The 15989-nt window shown below is 72.0% G+C and carries 13 protein-coding genes and 1 tRNA gene; 3 read left to right on the forward strand and 11 right to left on the reverse strand.

Going from position 1 to position 15989, the window contains the following annotated elements:
• Position 1 precedes the first annotated feature (1 nt).
• Both ABD297_RS04035 and ABD297_RS04040 read right to left on the reverse strand, forming a co-directional pair.
• Entirely contained in the window at positions 2-277 is a 276-nt protein-coding gene (locus tag ABD297_RS04035) for a hypothetical protein (RefSeq protein WP_344253222.1), read from the reverse strand.
• A 46-nt stretch (positions 278-323) separates the two neighbouring features.
• Entirely contained in the window at positions 324-1208 is an 885-nt protein-coding gene (locus ABD297_RS04040) for a Bax inhibitor-1/YccA family protein (RefSeq protein WP_344253224.1), read from the reverse strand.
• A gap of 188 nt (positions 1209-1396) precedes the next feature.
• Here ABD297_RS04040 and ABD297_RS04045 point away from each other — a divergent pair.
• Together ABD297_RS04045 and mptB are read left to right on the forward strand one after the other, a co-directional pair.
• A tRNA-Leu gene (locus ABD297_RS04045) sits at positions 1397-1471 on the forward strand.
• 189 nt (positions 1472-1660) lie between these two features.
• The gene (gene mptB / locus ABD297_RS04050) at positions 1661-3253 is read left to right on the forward strand and encodes a polyprenol phosphomannose-dependent alpha 1,6 mannosyltransferase MptB (RefSeq protein WP_344253226.1); all 1593 of its coding nucleotides are present in this window, start codon (positions 1661-1663) and stop codon (positions 3251-3253) included.
• Between the two features lie 30 nt (positions 3254-3283).
• Here mptB and ABD297_RS04055 read toward each other — a convergent pair whose 3' ends face one another.
• From ABD297_RS04055 to eno, 4 genes are read right to left on the reverse strand one after another with little or no spacing between them, the layout of a single operon-like run.
• Complete coding sequence (locus tag ABD297_RS04055) at positions 3284-4300, reverse strand: Ppx/GppA phosphatase family protein (RefSeq protein WP_344253229.1); 1017 nt, start codon at positions 4298-4300, stop codon at positions 3284-3286.
• The gene (locus ABD297_RS04060) at positions 4297-4875 is read right to left on the reverse strand and encodes a DUF501 domain-containing protein (RefSeq protein WP_344253231.1); all 579 of its coding nucleotides are present in this window, start codon (positions 4873-4875) and stop codon (positions 4297-4299) included. Before ABD297_RS04060 ends, ABD297_RS04055 begins: the two co-directional genes overlap by 4 nt.
• Before the next feature lie 38 nt (positions 4876-4913).
• Positions 4914-5786 (reverse strand): FtsB family cell division protein, encoded by an 873-nt coding sequence (locus tag ABD297_RS04065; RefSeq protein WP_344253234.1) that lies wholly within the window; start codon positions 5784-5786, stop codon positions 4914-4916.
• Positions 5787-5790: 4 nt separating this feature from the next.
• Entirely contained in the window at positions 5791-7092 is a 1302-nt protein-coding gene (gene eno / locus ABD297_RS04070) for a phosphopyruvate hydratase (protein ID WP_344253235.1), read from the reverse strand.
• 434 nt (positions 7093-7526) lie between these two features.
• On the opposite strand from eno, the gene ABD297_RS04075 reads away from it, so the two are divergent.
• Positions 7527-8978, forward strand: a complete 1452-nt coding sequence (locus tag ABD297_RS04075) for a sugar transferase (RefSeq protein WP_344253237.1) — start codon at positions 7527-7529, stop codon at positions 8976-8978.
• A 53-nt stretch (positions 8979-9031) separates the two neighbouring features.
• Here the strand turns inward: ABD297_RS04075 and ABD297_RS04080 are convergent, their stop codons facing one another.
• The 5 genes from ABD297_RS04080 to ABD297_RS04100 all read right to left on the reverse strand — a co-directional run bounded on the left by ABD297_RS04080 (position 9032) and on the right by ABD297_RS04100 (position 15823).
• The gene (locus ABD297_RS04080) at positions 9032-10015 is read right to left on the reverse strand and encodes a nucleoside triphosphate pyrophosphohydrolase (protein ID WP_344253239.1); all 984 of its coding nucleotides are present in this window, start codon (positions 10013-10015) and stop codon (positions 9032-9034) included.
• Positions 10016-10034: 19 nt separating this feature from the next.
• Positions 10035-10598: a hypothetical protein gene (locus ABD297_RS04085; protein WP_344253241.1), complete on the reverse strand. Its 564-nt coding sequence runs from the start codon at positions 10596-10598 to the stop codon at positions 10035-10037.
• A 33-nt stretch (positions 10599-10631) separates the two neighbouring features.
• Complete coding sequence (mfd, locus tag ABD297_RS04090; protein ID WP_344253243.1) at positions 10632-14291, reverse strand: transcription-repair coupling factor; 3660 nt, start codon at positions 14289-14291, stop codon at positions 10632-10634.
• 89 nt (positions 14292-14380) lie between these two features.
• Complete coding sequence (gene pth / locus ABD297_RS04095; RefSeq protein ID WP_344253245.1) at positions 14381-14974, reverse strand: aminoacyl-tRNA hydrolase; 594 nt, start codon at positions 14972-14974, stop codon at positions 14381-14383.
• 165 nt (positions 14975-15139) lie between these two features.
• The gene (locus ABD297_RS04100) at positions 15140-15823 is read right to left on the reverse strand and encodes a 50S ribosomal protein L25/general stress protein Ctc (protein WP_344253248.1); all 684 of its coding nucleotides are present in this window, start codon (positions 15821-15823) and stop codon (positions 15140-15142) included.
• Positions 15824-15989 lie beyond the last annotated feature (166 nt).

Here is a 15989-nt window from a genome sequence, read left to right on the forward strand (position 1 = left end):
GTCAGAGCAGCCTGCGTATGCCGGCCAGTGCCTCCGCGACCACCCCGGGGTCGGCGTCCGGCTCGGTCACGAACAGGTCGTGCACCATCACCGCCAGCTGGTCCATGACGACGGCCGGGCCGAGGTCGGGCACCTGCCGGGACTCGAGCCCCCGCGCCCCGGCCACGCGGTCGGCGAGCGACTGCACGAGGACCCGGACGGACGGCATACGAGAAAGCGCGTGGTCGAGCGGCAGCTGGTGCCACCGCTCGACCACGCGCCGGAGCTCGTCTGACACCTCGTGCGGGGTCGGCGAACCCGCGCGCGAAGGCGTCACGAGGGCGTCAGTCGCGCAGACGCGCGAAGAGACGGACGAACTCGATGTAGAGCCAGACGATCGAGACGATCAGGCCGTGCGCGAGCAGCCACGAGTACTTCTTCGGCGCACCCACCCGGACCGCGTTGTCGATCGTGTCGAAGTCGATGGCCAGGGAGTACGACGCGAGGCCGACACCGAGGACCGACAGGATGATGCCGAGGCCGCCGCTGCCGCCGAAGCCCCAGCCGCTGATGACGCCCGTCATGAGCAGGACGACCTGCAGCAGCGAGAAGAGGCCGTAGCCGACGATGGCGAAGAAGAACATGCGGCGGGTCTTGTCGTTGACCTTGACGAAGCCGGTCGCGTAGCCGACGTACATCGCCACGAAGACGCAGAGGGTGGCGAGGACCGCCATCTGCACGACCCCGTCGTACTTCGGGATCGAGGCGATGAACTGGCTGAAGGCGCCGAGGAAGGCGCCCTGCAGCACGGCGTAGACCATGAGCAGCGGCACCGAGACCTTCTTCATGAAGGCGATGACGAAGCCGAGGATCAGCGTGCCGAACATGCCACCGAGCCAGAACGGCAGCGTCATGTCGGTGTTGGCGGCCGTCCAGAACCACGAGACGCCGGCGACGGCGACCGTGACGACGAACAGCGTGAGGCTCTTGATGACGACGTCGTCGACCGTGACGCGGCCGGTGTCGACCGGGCCGGCGCTCTCGCGCGCGTACATCTCATTGAGCTGCTGTGCCGTCATCGCGTCCCGGGTCGCGTAGCCGGACGTGGCAGCCTGCGTGCCCTGCTGCGCCGGCTGCTGCGGACTGCCCTGGGGCGAGCCGAAGCCGGCGTAGCGCTCCTTCTCGATCTGCTTGTTGAGCCGGTCGAAGACCGGGTTTCCACCTGCCATGTGAGTGCGCTCCTAAAAGCACTGGGTGCCACGACCCGCGAATGGGCGTGACGACTGTCCCCAAGAGTAAGCGAACGCACCCCACCGAAAGGTTCCCTCACGCAGGATCGACACGCGTCCGACCGGCCGGCACACGCTCGGCCGGGCGCGGCGGGATCGACCCGGCGTGACGGCATACTGGGGACCCCGCCCCCGTGGCCCAATCGGCAGAGGCAGGCGACTTAAAATCGCCAACGGTGAGGGTTCGAGTCCCTCCGGGGGTACGTCACAGGCGCCAGCAGTACGGGCACGGTTCGGTAACGCCCTGCTCACGCCTTGGCGCGGCGAGGCAGGCACTCCCGCGCTCCGCCTAGAATGGCGGACGAGATCGTGGTCCAGGGGCTGCCTACGCGCTCCCTCCTGGACCTGCGCGCCATCTGGCGCCGACCCCTCACCAGATGAAGGAGCAGCGGGTGCTGGAGCATCGTGTCGCCGACGCGACGACGGCGACCGCGCGCACGCCCCTCCTCGCCTCCTGGACGCTCGACACCCGCCTCGCGGCCTTCGGTGAGCGCCTGGCCGACGCCCTGCAGCGCACGTGGGCCGACCCCATGGTCCGCCGCGGCACCCTGGGCACGACCCTCGTCGCCGCCGGCTCGATCAGCCCGGCATTCCTGCCCGCCGACACCTTCGAGCTGCCGGCCTCGCCCCTCATCGAGCGCTTCGGACTCGAGTGGCTCGGTTCGGGCGCCGGACGGGTCCTCACGACGATCCTGCTCGCCGTCGGCATGGCCCTGCTCGTCGACGCCTGGCTGCGCATGCGCCCGGTGCACGGCCGCAAGGCGCCGTCCCTCGCGTGGCTGCTGTGGAGCCTGCCGATCATGCTCGCGCCGCCGCTCTTCAGCCGCGACGCCTACAGCTACGCCGCGCAGGGCCAGATCGTGCTGCGCAACATGGACCCGTATGCCGTCGGCCCCTTCTGGGTGCCCGGACCGTTCGCCGACCAGGTCGACCCCATGTGGATCGACACGCCGGCGCCCTACGGTCCGCTCGCGCTGCAGGTCCAGCACCTCGTCGTCAGCGTCTTCCCCGAGAACGCCTACCTCTCGGCCCTCGCCATGCGCGTGCCGGCGCTCCTCGCGGTCGGTCTGCTCGCCTACGCCCTCCCCCGTCTCGCCGAGCGCTACGGCGTCAGCGGACGGCACGCGCTCTGGCTCGGCGTCCTCAACCCGCTCGTCATCATGCACTTCGTCGGTGGGGCCCACGGCGACGCCGTCATGGTCGCCCTCGTGGCCTTCGCGCTGCTTCTGGCCAGCCGCGGGCAGCTCGTCACCGCGGCGATGACCATCGCTGCCGCCGCGGCCTACAAGCAGACTGCCGTGCTGGCGCTCATCGGCGTCGTCGGCATGGCGTTGCAGGCGCAGTCCGACCTCGCACCCGGGGCTCCGGCCCGGCTGCGCGCGATGGTCCGCCACGGCCTCGTCTACGGCGGCGTCACCGCCGCGACGTTCACCGCCATCACGGCCGTGTCGGGGCTCGGCTGGGGCTGGATCCCGAACCTCTCCGTGCCCGTCTCGCTGCGCTCGATGCTCTCGCCGCCCACCTTCGTCGGCAGCGTCGTCGAGTGGCTGCTGAGACTCGCCGGCATGCCCGAGAGCGTCACGTCGGCTCCCGTCCCGATCGCCCAGAGCATCGGCCTGCTCGCCGGTCTCGCCGCCATCGCCTGGATCACCTGGCGCGTGGCGCCGCGCAACCCCGTGCTCGCCACCGCGGGCGCGCTGCTCGCGCTGTGCGCCTCGGGCCCCGTCATCCACCCGTGGTACCTCCTGTGGGGCGGGCTGCTCCTCGCCGCGGTGCGCCTGTCGGCCAAGCACGTGCGCGCCGTCGTCTTCGTGACGCTCTTCTTCGTCACCTACGGCGTCGTCGACGCGACGGTCTCCAACGGCACCTGGGCGCTCGGCGTCTCGGCCGCCCTGTGGATGGTCGCCCGGTGGCGCGCCAACCGTCGACGCGCGCACGAGCAGTCCGACGAGCCCGTGCTCGCCGCTGCTCTCCCCCAGCGCTGACCCCTCCCCGGACCCCTTCGATGGGCTCCGTCAGCTGCGGCGTGCGGCGCTGAGCGCGATCCCGTCGAGGATGTCGTGCTCGGAGGTGATGACCTCGGTGACGCCCGCACGGTCCACGACCCGCTCGACGACCCGACGCCACACGAGTGCGCCCGCACCGATGACGTCGACGCGCCCCGGGTGCATGTAGGGAAGCTCGGCGCGCTGCACCCGTGGCATCGCGAGCAGCTCGTCGCAGGCGACGACCATGTCGGCGGGGGCCGAGCGGGCCAGGTGCACGCGATCAGGGTCGTATGCCGGCAGGCGCAGCAGGTGCGCCGTGATCGTCGTGACGCTGCCGGCCAGTCCGACGAGCGTCGCGACGCCCTCGAGGGGCACGACGGACTCGGCGACGTCCAGCGCCGCGTCGATGTCGCGGGTCGCCGCCCCGATCTCGTCGTCGGTCGCCGGGTCGCTGACGAGGTGCCGCTCGGTCATGCGCACGCAGCCGATGTCGACCGACCGGGCGGCCTCGACGTGGTCGGTGCCACGCACGAGCTCGGTCGAGCCGCCGCCGAGGTCGACGACGAGGAAGGGACCGGAGACTCCCTGCGCCGCAAGGCCGCCCGTCGCCCCGGCGAACGACAGTGCCGCCTCCTCGTCACCGGAGACGACCTCGGGCGAGACCTCGGAGCCGAAGTGCTCGGCGAAGGCCGCCCGCACACCCTCGATGAAGTCGGCGGCGTTGCGCGCGTCGCGCGAGGCGGACGTGGCGACGAAACGCACGCGGGAGGCGCCCAGCTCACGGCACGCGGCGGCATACTCCCGCGTGACGGCCAGGGTGCGCTCCATCGACTCGGGCGCGATGACGCCCGTGCGGTCGACGCCGTGGCCCAGCCGGACGATCTCCATGCGGCGCAGGACGTCGGTGAGAGCCCCGGTGCCGGGGTCGACGTCGGCGACGAGGAGGCGGATCGAGTTGGTGCCGCAGTCGACCGCGCCGACGCGCAGGGTCTGCCCCCCGCTGCCGGTGGTGTCGCTCGTCGTGTTGCTCAGCGTGTCGCTCATCGCTCGTCTCCGTCCTCGGCGCCCCCGGCTGCCACATCCTCGGCGGCGTCCTCCGCGGCGTGGAGGGCCGCGCACGACGTGGGCTGCCACCAGTCGCCCAGCATCGCCAGGGCCTCGTCGCCGAGCGGGTTGACCCCCGGCCCGGCAGCGAGCGAGTGCCCGACGAGGACGTGCAGGCACTTGACGCGCGTCGGCATGCCGCCCGCCGAGACCCCCTCGATCTCGGGGACCTCGCCCAGCTCGGCGCGCTGCGCGAGGTAGTGCTCGTGCGCCTTCGCGTAGGCGGCGGCGAGCTGCTCGTCGCGACCGAGCCGCTCGGTCATCTCCTTCATGACGCCGGCCGTCTCGAGAGTGCTCACGGCGCCGGTGAGGCGCGGGCACGTGGCGTAGTAGGTCGTCGGGAAGGGCGTGCCGTCCGGCAGGCGGGGCTCGGTGCGCAGCACGTCGGGCTCGCCGCACGGGCACCGGTGCGCCACGGCGGCCACGCCACGCGGACGTCGGCCGAGCTGGCGCTCGACGGCGTCGAGGTCGGCCGGGTCGACGGGCGGCTGGGACGGGCGGTCGGGGTTGCTCACGCGGTGCTCACTTCTCGGTCTGGCGGGACGGACCGTGGTCACTTGGTGCGCGTGACCCCGGCCGTGGGTCGGTCGGCGATCTGGACCGACTGCCACACCTTGCCGTACCAGGGCGACGCGGCGTTGGCCAGGGGTGCGGCCACGACGGGGCGCGGCGTCGCCGGGGTGCTCGCGCGGTCGGCGGCGGGGTCGATGACGGTGTAGGCACGGTCGCCGACGCGGACGAACTTCAGCCGCTCGCGGGCCTGGACCTCGATGTAGGCGGGGTCCTTCCACAGGGCGGCCTGCCGCTCGAGCTGCTGCACGCTCTGCTGCTGGTCGGCGACCTTCTCCTGCATGGCTGCCGTGTCGCCGCGCTGCTGCACGAGCGAGCGCAGCGTCGGCACGATGGTGACGGCGAGCATGACGATGATGCCGAGCAGGATCGCGCCGCGGACCCATGCCGTCGAGGCCGACGGCGGCGCGGCCTGGGGCGTGCGCGGCCGGGCTGCGAGGGCAGGGCGCTCCTTGCCGGCCCCGGGACGGCTCGTGCGGGCGGCGCCGGGGCGAGACTGCCCCGGACGGGTCGCCGACGAGCGGCCTGCTCCGGCACGGCCGCTCGTCCGGGCCGACGACGGACGCCCGGCGGAGACCGAGGAGGCCGCGGCCGGGCCGCTCGACGCGGAACCGGCCCGCGGCGCCGGCTTGCTGCCCGGCTTGGCTCCGGGCTTGGGACCGGGCTTGGAACCCGTCTTCGGGCTCGGCCGCGAGACCGGCTTGGCGCCCGACGAGGACCCCGACGCCGACGTGGATCCCGAACCCGACCCGGACGCCGGGCGCGGGGTCTGGCGGCCGGCACCCGGCCGCGCGCCGCCACCCGGGCGGCCCGTCGAGGACGGGCGGCCCGGGCGGGACGGCGTGCGGTCGGCCACGAGGTCAGCCCTCGGCGCCGAAGCGGCTCGCGTCGAAGCGCGGGAAGGCGCCGGAGCCGGCGTAGACGGCGGCGTCGTCGAGCTCCTCCTCGATGCGCAGCAGCTGGTTGTACTTCGCGACGCGCTCGGACCGCGCCGGGGCGCCGGTCTTGATCTGGCCGCAGTTGGTGGCGACGGCGAGGTCGGCGATCGTGACGTCCTCGGTCTCGCCGGAGCGGTGGCTCATCATGCAGCGGTAGCCGTTGGTCTGCGCCAGGGTGACCGCGTCGAGCGTCTCGGTGAGCGTGCCGATCTGGTTGACCTTGACGAGCAGCGCGTTGGCGGTGCCGGTGGAGATGCCGCGGCCGAGGCGCTCGGGGTTGGTGACGAAGAGGTCGTCACCGACGATCTGCACCTTGTCGCCGAGCAGCTCGGTCATGGACTTCCAGCCGTCCCAGTCCTCCTCGTTGAGGGGGTCCTCGATGGAGACGAGCGGGTAGGCCTCGACGAGCTCGGCGTAGTAGGCGACCATCTCGTCGGCCGACTTGCTTGCGCCCTCGAAGGCGTAGGAGCCGTCCTCGAAGAACTCGGACGCCGCGACGTCGAGCGCGAGGGCGATGTCGCGGCCGGGCTCGTAGTCGGCGGCCTTGATCGCCTCGAGGATGAGGTCGAGGGCGGCGCGGTTGGACTCGAGGTTCGGGGCGAAGCCGCCCTCGTCGCCGAGGCCGGTGGCCAGGCCGCGCTCGCTCAGGACCTTCTTGAGGGCGTGGTAGACCTCGGCACCCCAGCGCACGGCCTCGCGGAAGGTCGGCGCGCCCACGGGGGCGATCATGAACTCCTGGATGTCGACGTTGGAGTCGGCGTGCGACCCACCGTTGAGGATGTTCATCATCGGGACCGGGAGCACGTGGGCGTTGGGTCCGCCGACGTAGCGGAAGAGCGGGAGCCCGGCCGACTCGGCCGCGGCGTGCGCGACGGCGAGCGAGACGCCGAGGATGGCGTTGGCGCCGAGGTTCTCCTTGTTGGCCGAGCCGTCGAGCGCCATCATCTCGGCGTCGATGAGCCGCTGCTCGCTCGCGTCGAAGCCGACGAGGCGCGGGTTGATCTCCTCGATGACCGCGTCGACGGCCTGCTCGACACCCTTGCCGAGGTAACGCCCCTTGTCGCCGTCCCGACGCTCGGAGGCCTCGAAGGCTCCGGTCGAGGCGCCGGACGGGACGGCCGCCCGGGCGAACGTGCCGTCGTCGAGGCGGATCTCGACCTCGACGGTGGGGTTGCCGCGCGAGTCCAGGATCTCGCGGGCGCCAATCTCCTCAATGCTGGCCACTTGGCTCTCCTGTGCTGGTGCTGCTCATGGTGTGAACGGGTCCGTGGGACGCGCTCGTGGATGCTCCCGTGACTGCTCCGTGCACGCTCGGGGCGGTCGATCCGCGTTGATGCCGACCCGCGAGCACACCGAGCACAGGTGCTGGGAACGAGCGTAGCCGGTGGGCCGCGCACCCCGGCGGAGCGACCCGGCATACGGGCACGTGGAAAGCCAACTGGCACAGACCGGTACGTACCGGACAGCGGGACAAAAGGCCCCCATCCGGTCCAAAGTTTTTTACTCCTTCCTTACCAAAGCCTGACCGGTTCCGGGCATACTCACAACTAGCCATCCGGGGGGGGTGGAGCTGGTCGTAATAGGGCACCAGTGGGTGCCGGGGGTGGGGTATCAACATGGGTCAACCCATGCGTGAGTCGGGGGTTGTTCTTCTGGATGTGAGCGCGCGTCCCGTGACGCAGCCGCTCAGCGAGAGGGGTCGGGGGCAGCGGCTGCTGCAGCTGGGCATCGCAGGTGGGGACCTCGTGCTCATCACTGCAGCGACCGCCCTGGCGGCCGTGGGACGCACGAGTCTCGACGTGTTCGACGTCGCCAACGACGTCAACCAGGTCGCCCAGTCCGTGGGGCTGTGGATCGTGGCTGCGTGGATGGTCGCCAACCTGGCGCTCGGCACGTACACGAGCAGCCACCTGGGCGCGGGCACCATCGAGTACGCCCGTGTGCTCAGCGCCGCCGGCCTGACGGCCGGCGCCATCGGCATCCTCAGCTACCTGACGAAGTTCAACCTCTCGCGAGGGTTCTTCGTGCTGATCTTCGCCATCGGCGTGCCGATCGTGCTGCTGTGGCGCTGGTACGCCCGGCGGCTCGTGCACCGGGCGCACGCCCACGGGCACTTGCTGACCCGGGTGCTCATCTCCGGCTCGGCGTCCCACGTCGACGACGTGGCCGCGGTGCTCGAGCGCGAGTCGTGGCTCGGCTACCGCATCGTCGGCGCGCTGACGCCGTCGTCGCAGCCGACCCCGTCGACCCTGCGCGGCGTGCCGGTCGTCGGCACCACCTCGCAGACCGCCGAGTCCGTCCTCGCCGAGAAGGCCGACATGGTCGTCTTCACCGAGGGGGCCTTCCCCTCGGCGGTCGACTTCCGGCGCATCGCGTGGGACCTCGAGGGCCACCACGTGCAGATGGCCGTCGTGCCGAGCCTCAGCGACATCAGCTCGGGCCGGATGGCGATGCGGCCGGTCGGTGGCCTGCCGCTCGTGCACGTCGAACAGCCCCAGAGCCTCGGCGCCTCGCGCGGCCTCAAGCGGGCCTTCGACTTCATCGGGGCCACGCTCCTGCTGCTGCTCGCCACCCCCGTCATGCTCGTCTTCGCGATCGCCACGAAGCTGCAGGACGGCGGCCCGGTCCTCTTCCGCCAGACCCGCGTGGGCCGCGACGGCGAGCTCTTCGAGTGCCTCAAGTTCCGCAGCATGGTCGTCGACGCCGAGGCGAGGCTCTCGGGCATCACGCACCTGAACCAGAACGCCGACGGGGTGCTCTTCAAGGCGCAGAAGGACCCTCGCATCACGGCGGTCGGCGGCTTCATGCGCCGCTTCTCCATCGACGAGCTGCCCCAGCTGATCAACGTCGTCAACGGCGACATGAGCCTCGTGGGTCCGCGTCCGGCGCTGCCCGCGGAGGTGCGCCGCTACGTGCCCGACGTCCAGCGCCGCCTGCACGTGCGTCCCGGCATGACCGGCCTGTGGCAGGTCTCCGGCCGCAGCGACCTCTCCTGGGAGGACACGGTCCGGCTCGACCTCTACTACGTCGACAACTGGTCGATCGTGCAGGACCTGTCGATCATGGCCAAGACGATCCACGCGGTCTTCCGCTCGCGCGGGGCCTACTGACCCGGTCCCCCTGGGGCGCCGGGCGCCCCGATGGCGTATGCCGTCCGGCGCGCTCAGTCGCCGGAGCGCGCTCCCCCGCTCGCCTCGCTGGCGGCCTCGAGTCGGCGCAGGGTGTCACGGAGGGCCGCTTCGGCGTCGACGCCGTCGGCGCGCGCGCGGCGCACGAGGTCGAGCAGCTGCGCGCCGAGGTCACCGGCGGCGACGGCCTCGTCGACGAGGTCGTCGCGGCCCGAGCGGTGCAGGCGCGAGACGTACTTCTCGGCGCGGGCCAGACCCGGGAGGGAGACCGGCACGCCTTCGAGCGGGTGGGTCCGGTGCTGCTTCTCCGTGGCCTTGATCGACTCCCAGTTGGCCTCGACGGCGTCGGCGGTATCTGCCTCGACGTCGGAGAAGACGTGGGGGTGGCGACGGACGAGCTTGTCGACGAGGCCGCCGGCGACGTCGTCGATGCCGAACGGCTCGGTGGGGTGCTCCTGCGCGACGCGGGACTGGAAGGCGATCTGGAGCAGCAGGTCGCCCAGCTCCTCCTGCATGTGCGCCGGGTCGCCGCTCTCGATGGCCTCGATGGCCTCGTGGGCCTCCTCGAGCAGGTAGGGCACGAGGGAGGCGTGCGTCTGCTCGGCGTCCCACGGGCAGCCGCCGGGCGAGCGGAGCCGGTCCATGACGGCGACGACGTCGAGCAGCCGGGCGCCCGGCACGTCGTAGGAGCCGATGAGCAGCTCCACGTCGGGTGGCTCGGGCAGGCGGCTGACCTCGACCGCGACCGCGTCGCTGAGCCCGGGGTCGCCGTCGGAGGAGCCGACCCACACGATGTCGCCCACGGCCGACGCGGTGACGAGGTCACGCGCGAGATCCGCGGGGTGGCCGTCCTCGCGGGGCAGCACCTCGATGCCGGCCTCCACCAGGGCGGCGACCTGCGGCTCGTCGGGTCGGCCCCACACGGCATGCGCCCCCTCGAGGCTGCTCCACGCCTCGCGGGTCAGCAGGCCGGGGGCGATGCGGGGGGTCGTGACGAGCAGGACGACGCGGGCGGTCACGACGGCGACGGCGGCAGGACTACTGCGCGGGCGTCGGCGTGGCGGCCGGCGCAGGGTTGGCCCCCGGCTTGACCCAGTTGGGGGTCTGCTGGCCGAGCGTGAAGTAGACCGGGCCCTGGTCGGACGGCACGACCGAGCCGTACTTCGGGTTGACGGAGATGTCGGCCTTCTTGAGGTCGGCGCGGTAGGCGGCGACGTCGGCGGGCGTCATCTTCTGGGACTGGATGAGGGCGACCGCCTCGACGAACTCCTTCGTCGTGTCGGTGGCGCCGGGGATGGAGGAGATGACCGAGGCGTAGGTCTCGTCGGGCTTCCAGCTGCCGGAGGAGGCCACGGCGTCCTTGAGCAGCGGCGCCGCGACGAGCGCCGTGACGACGATGTTCTCGGCGAAGTCGAGCTTGGCGGCCTTGAGCTGGTCGAACGTCTCACGGACGTCGGACTCGTGGATGACCTTGCCGTTGACGACGGCGGCAGCCTGCTGGCGCGTCTCGAAACCGCACCCGCCCAGCAGCGACACGGCACCGAGCGCGACGACGCCGACGACGGCCGCGCGCTTCGCGGGATGAGCAGACCAAGCCTTCACGAAATTCCTCCTCTGGCGGATGCGTCTGACATCCTACGGTGCTCCCGCCGCAGACCTGGCCGCGCCCGACGATGCGGACGCCGAGGCCGACGCAGAGACCGCCGCGGCGGCGATGTCGTCGAGCAGGACGGCCTGGATCAGCTGCCTCGCCCACGTGAGCACCTCGACGTCGCGCAGCGGCTTGCCACCGACCCGCGCCGTCATCGGGACGGGAACGAGGATCGTGCCGAGCGCCTCCTTGACGAGCGTGCCCGGGTAGAGGCGCATGAGGCGCAGCTGCTGGCTCTCACGCAGCTCCTTGACCGGGCCGAACCGCACGACCTTGCCCTGGACGCCGATGTCGCCGATGCGGGCGGCGCGGGCGACGACGCGCAGGCGGGCGACCTCGAGGAGGTTCTCGACCGGCTTGGGCGGGGCGCCGTAGCGGTCGCGCAGCTCGGCCTCGATCTCGTCGACGGCCTCGAAGGTCTCGACGGTCGCGAGCTTCTTGTAGGCCTCGAGGCGCAGCCGCTCCCCCGGCACGTAGTCGTGCGGCAGGTGGGCGTCGACGGGCAGCTCGATCTTGATCTCGGCCGGCAGGTCGACGGCGTCGCCGCGGAAGTCGGCCACGGCCTCGCCGATGAGCCGGACGTAGAGGTCGAAGCCGACGCCCTGGATGTGGCCGGACTGCTCGCCGCCGAGCAGGTTGCCGGCGCCGCGGATCTCGAGGTCCTTCATGGCGACGGCCATGCCCGACCCGAGGTCGGTGTTGCTCGCGATGGTGCGCAGGCGGTCGTGCGCCGTCTCGGTCATCGGCTTCTCCGGCGGGTAGAGGAAGTAGGCGTAGGCCCGCTCGCGCCCGCGGCCCACTCGTCCGCGCAGCTGGTGCAGCTGGCTGAGGCCGAGCACGTCGGAGCGCTCGACGATGAGGGTGTTGGCGTTGGAGATGTCGAGGCCGGTCTCGACGATGGTCGTGCAGACGAGCACGTCGAAGCGCTTCTCCCAGAAGTCCTCGACGACCTGCTCGAGCTTGTGCTCGCCCATCTGGCCGTGGGCCGTGGCGATGCGCGCCTCGGGCACGAGCTCGCGCAGGCGGGCCGCGGCCTTCTCGATGCTGCTCACCTTGTTGTGCACGAAGAAGACCTGGCCCTCGCGCAGCAGCTCGCGCCGCACGGCGGCCGTGATCTGCTTCTCGTCGTAGGCGCCGACGAAGGTGAGGACCGGGTGACGCTCCTCGGGCGGCGTTGCGAGAGTGGACATCTCGCGGATGCCGGTGACGGCCATCTCGAGCGTGCGCGGGATCGGCGTGGCCGACATCGACAGCACGTCGACGGCGGTGCGCATCGTCTTGAGCAGCTCCTTGTGCTCGACGCCGAAGCGCTGCTCCTCGTCGATGATGACGAGGCCGAGGTCCTTGAACTTCACGTCCTTGGCGAGCAGGCGGTGCGTGCCGATGACGAGGTCGATGGTGCCGTCGGCCATGCCGGCCATGACCTCCTTGGCGTCCTTGTCGCTCTGGAAGCGCGACAGCGACGCCACCCTGACCGGGAACTGGGCGTAGCGGTCGGAGAAGGTCTGCTGGTGCTGGCTCACGAGCAGCGTCGTCGGGACGAGGACGGCCACCTGCTTGCCGTCCTGGATGGCCTTGAAGGCCGCCCGCACCGCGATCTCGGTCTTGCCGTAGCCGACGTCACCGCAGATGAGGCGGTCCATCGGGACCTGCTTCTCCATGTCGGCCTTGACCTCGTCGATGCTGACGAGCTGGTCGGGGGTCTCGACGAAGGAGAAGGCGTCCTCGAGCTCGCGCTGCCACGGGGTGTCGGGGGCGAAGGCGTGGCCCTTGGTCGCCTGCCGGGCGCTGTAGAGCCGGATGAGGTCGGCCGCGATCTGCTTGACGTAGCGCTTGGCCCGTGACTTGGTCTTGGTCCAGTCGGAGCCGCCCATCTTGTTGAGGGTGGGCTCCTCGCCGCCGACGTACTTGGTGACCTGGTCGAGCTGGTCGGTGGGGACGAAGAGGCGGTCACCCGGCTGGCCGCGCTTGCTCGGGGCGTACTCGATGACGAGGTACTCGCGCGTCGCGCCGGCCACGGTGCGCTGCATCATCTCGACGAAGCGGCCCACGCCGTGCTGCTCGTGGACGACGTGGTCGCCGGGGCGCAGCTGGAGTGGGTCGACCTGGTTGCGGCGGCGTGACGGCATACGACGCATGTCCTTGGTGGACGTGCCGCTCCCGGGCTGGCCGGTGAGGTCGGTCTCGGTCAGCACCTCGACGCGCGAGCCCTCGTGGACGAAGCCGCGCCCGAGCGGGGCGGTCGTGACGTGGACGGCGCCGGGCTCGAGCGAGTCGTCACGAGAGGTGTCGAGCGGGCGCACGGCGACCTCGTGCTCGCCGAGCACCTCGGAGACGCGCTTGGCGAGGCCCGGACCCTCGGTGACGACGGCGACGGCCCAGCCGTCGCGGACCCGGTCGCGCAGGTGCTCGACGGCGCGGGCGGTGTCGCCGCGGAAGGCCTCGGGGTCGGTGGTGCGCACCGCGATGCGCTGGTCGACGTCGTCGTCCTCGATGACGAGGTCCGCGTCGGCCACGAAGGGCGTGAGCGTCCACCAGGGGCGCCCGCTGCTCTCGGCGAGGGCGCGCACGTCGGCGAGGGACCAGTAGGACGCGCTGCCGAGCAGGGACTGCAGGTCGACGGGCACGTGGTTGCCGGCGGCGGCGTTGGCCCAGCTGGCCTCGAGGAACTCCTCGCTGGTCGCGACGAGGTCGTGGGCGCGGCGGCGGACCCGCTCGGGGTCGGCGAGCAGCACGATCGAGCGCTGCGGCAGCACGTCGAGGACCGACTCCATGCCGTCGACGAGCGCCGGGGCGAGGGACTCCATGCCCTCGACCGCGATCCCCTCGGCCACCTTGGAGAGCATCTCGGACACGCCGGGGAGCTGGTCGGCCAGCGCCCGGGCCCGGGCGCGCACGTCGTCGGTGAGCAGCAGCTCGCGGCACGGCGGTGCCCACAGGCCGTGCTCGGCGATCTCGAGGGAGCGCTGGTCGGCCACCTTGAACCAGCGCACCTCCTCGACGGTGTCGCCCCAGAACTCGATGCGGACCGGGTGCTCCTCGGTCGGCGGGAAGACGTCGAGGATGCCGCCGCGCACGGCGAACTCGCCGCGGCGCTCGACGAGGTCGGTGCGGGTGTAGGCGGCGGCGACGAGCGCGTCGACGACGTCCTCGAGGGGCCGCTCGTCGCCGGCACGCAGCGCGACGGGCACGAGCTCGCCGAGGCCCTTGGTCAGCGGCTGCAGGATGGCGCGCACGGGTGCCACGACCACCGAGAGGGGGCCGTATGCCGGGTCGCCCGGGTCGGGGTGCGCCACCCGTCGCAGCACGGCGAGTCGACGACCGACCGTGTCGCTGCGGGGCGAGAGCCGCTCGTGCGGCAGCGTCTCCCACGACGGGAAGACCGCGATGCGCTCCGCGGGCAGGAACAGCGCGAGCGCGCCGGCGAGGTCCTCGGCCTCACGCGTCGTCGCGGTGACGACGACGAGGGGGGCGGGGTCGGACGCGGCGGCGGAGGCCTCGGCCTGCTGGGCGAGGGCGGCCACGAGGAACGGGCGGGTGCCGTCGCTGGCGGAGACGTCGACGAGGCGGGCTCGTCCGACCTGGTCGAGGACGTGACGGACATCGGGCAGCGCCCGGAAGGCAGACAGGAGTGGGTGCGGCATCAGTCGACCAGTCTAGGTCGGAGGGAGGACAGCCCGGGACGCGGAGTCCCCGGGCGCCGACGGGGCGTCAACGGGGCGTCTGCAGGGCGTCAGCGTGGCGCGTGGAAGCGCTGCTGGGCGTCGAGAAGTCCGACCTCGATGAGTGCCTCCACGGCGTCGGCGCCCTCGTCGAGGAGGAACGGCAGCACGTCGGTGCGCTCGGCCTTGGAGAAGTCCCTGAGCACGAAGTCGGCCGGGTCCTGGCGGCCGGGCGGGCGCCCGATGCCGAGGCGGACGCGGAGGTAGTCACGGGTTCCGATGGAGCGCGAGACGGAGCGCAGCCCGTTGTGGCCACCCTCGCCGCCGCCCTGCTTGAGCCGGACGAGGCCGGCATCGATGTCGAGCTCGTCGTGGAGCACGACGACCCGCTCGGGCGGCACGTCGTAGTACTTGGCGAGCCCGGCGACGGCCGAGCCCGACTCGTTCATGAAGAGCGACGGCACGGCAAGCACGACCTGGGGGCCGCCGACGCGCAGGCGGACCTCGGCCGCCCTGGCGCGAGCAGCCTTGTGCGCCTTGAGCGTCGCGCGTCCGCCGACGGCGCGACCGGCGAGCTCCTCGACGGTCATCGCCCCGACGTTGTGCCGGTTGCCGGCATAGCCGGGTCCGGGGTTGCCGAGCCCGACGACGAGCCAGGTGTCCATTCGGGTCCCTCGATCGGTGGTCGGTGGCCGTGGTCAGGCCGTGGTCGGGCCGTGGTCAGGCCGTGGTGCGGGCACGGGCCCCGCCGAGCCGGAGCTCGGACGGGACCCGTGGACGCTGGTCGTGCAGGTCGCGGCGCGTCGAGCGTCGCGAGGTGGGCGGGAGGCTCAGGCCTCGTCGCCCTCGGCCTTGGCCTCGTCGCCCTCGGCGCTCTCGCCCTCGGCGGCCTCGGCGGCCTCGTCGTCGGACTCCTCGCGCTCGATGCCGGCCTCGGCCTCGGCCTCGGCGAGCTCGGCCTCGAGGGCCTCGGCGGAGATGGCCTGCGTCACGTTGACGACGAGCGCCTCCGCGTCGGTGACGAGCGTCGCGCCCTCGGGCAGCTCGACGGCGCCGGCGAGGATCTGCGTGCCGGCCTCGAGGCCCTCGACGGAGACGACGACGTTCTCGGGGATGCTCGTGGCCGGCGCCTCGACCTGCAGCGAGTTGTGGTCGAGCGTGACGACGGTCTCGGGAGCGGCCTCGCCCTCGAGGTGCACGGCGACGTCGACAGTGACCTTCTCGCCCTTGCGGACGACGACGAGGTCGACGTGGTCGATGACCGGCTTGATGGCGTCGCGCTGGACGTCCTTGGCGAGGGCGAGCTGCTCCTTGCCGTCGATGACGATGGTGAGCAGGGCGTTGGCCTGCTTGAGGGCCATCATCGTGTCGTGGCCGGGGAGCGAGATGTGCACGGGGTCGGTGCCGTGGCCGTACATGACGGCGGGGATGTTGCCGGCGCGGCGGATCTTGCGGGCAGCGCCCTTGCCGAAGTCGGTGCGCTTCTCGGCGACGAGCTTGGTGTTGTCGGACACGGGAGTCTCCTGGGTATCTGGGATGAGGCGGTCTCAAGGTGGTCGGCCTCGACGCGGGACGACGCGCGGTGATCGGCAGTGACGGAGCAGGTCGGTCATGTGGTCCGCACGCAGAGGCGAACCCGACCATGGAGCTCCACGTCAGGCCACCGCGTCGATCACGGAC

The organism is Terrabacter carboxydivorans (assembly GCF_039532035.1).
Taxonomy (GTDB): Bacteria; Actinomycetota; Actinomycetes; order Actinomycetales; family Dermatophilaceae; genus Terrabacter; species Terrabacter carboxydivorans.

Bases quoted from the DNA above. Each gene is read 5' to 3' on its own strand.
- ABD297_RS04040 (WP_344253224.1), bottom strand. From the start codon at position 1,208: ATGGCAGGTGGAAACCCGGTCTTCGACCGGCTCAACAAGCAGATCGAG.
- ABD297_RS04055 (WP_344253229.1), bottom strand. From the start codon at position 4,300: ATGAGCGACACGCTGAGCAACACGACGAGCGACACCACCGGCAGCGGG.
- mfd (WP_344253243.1), bottom strand. From the start codon at position 14,291: ATGCCGCACCCACTCCTGTCTGCCTTCCGGGCGCTGCCCGATGTCCGT.
- pth (WP_344253245.1), bottom strand. From the start codon at position 14,974: ATGGACACCTGGCTCGTCGTCGGGCTCGGCAACCCCGGACCCGGCTAT.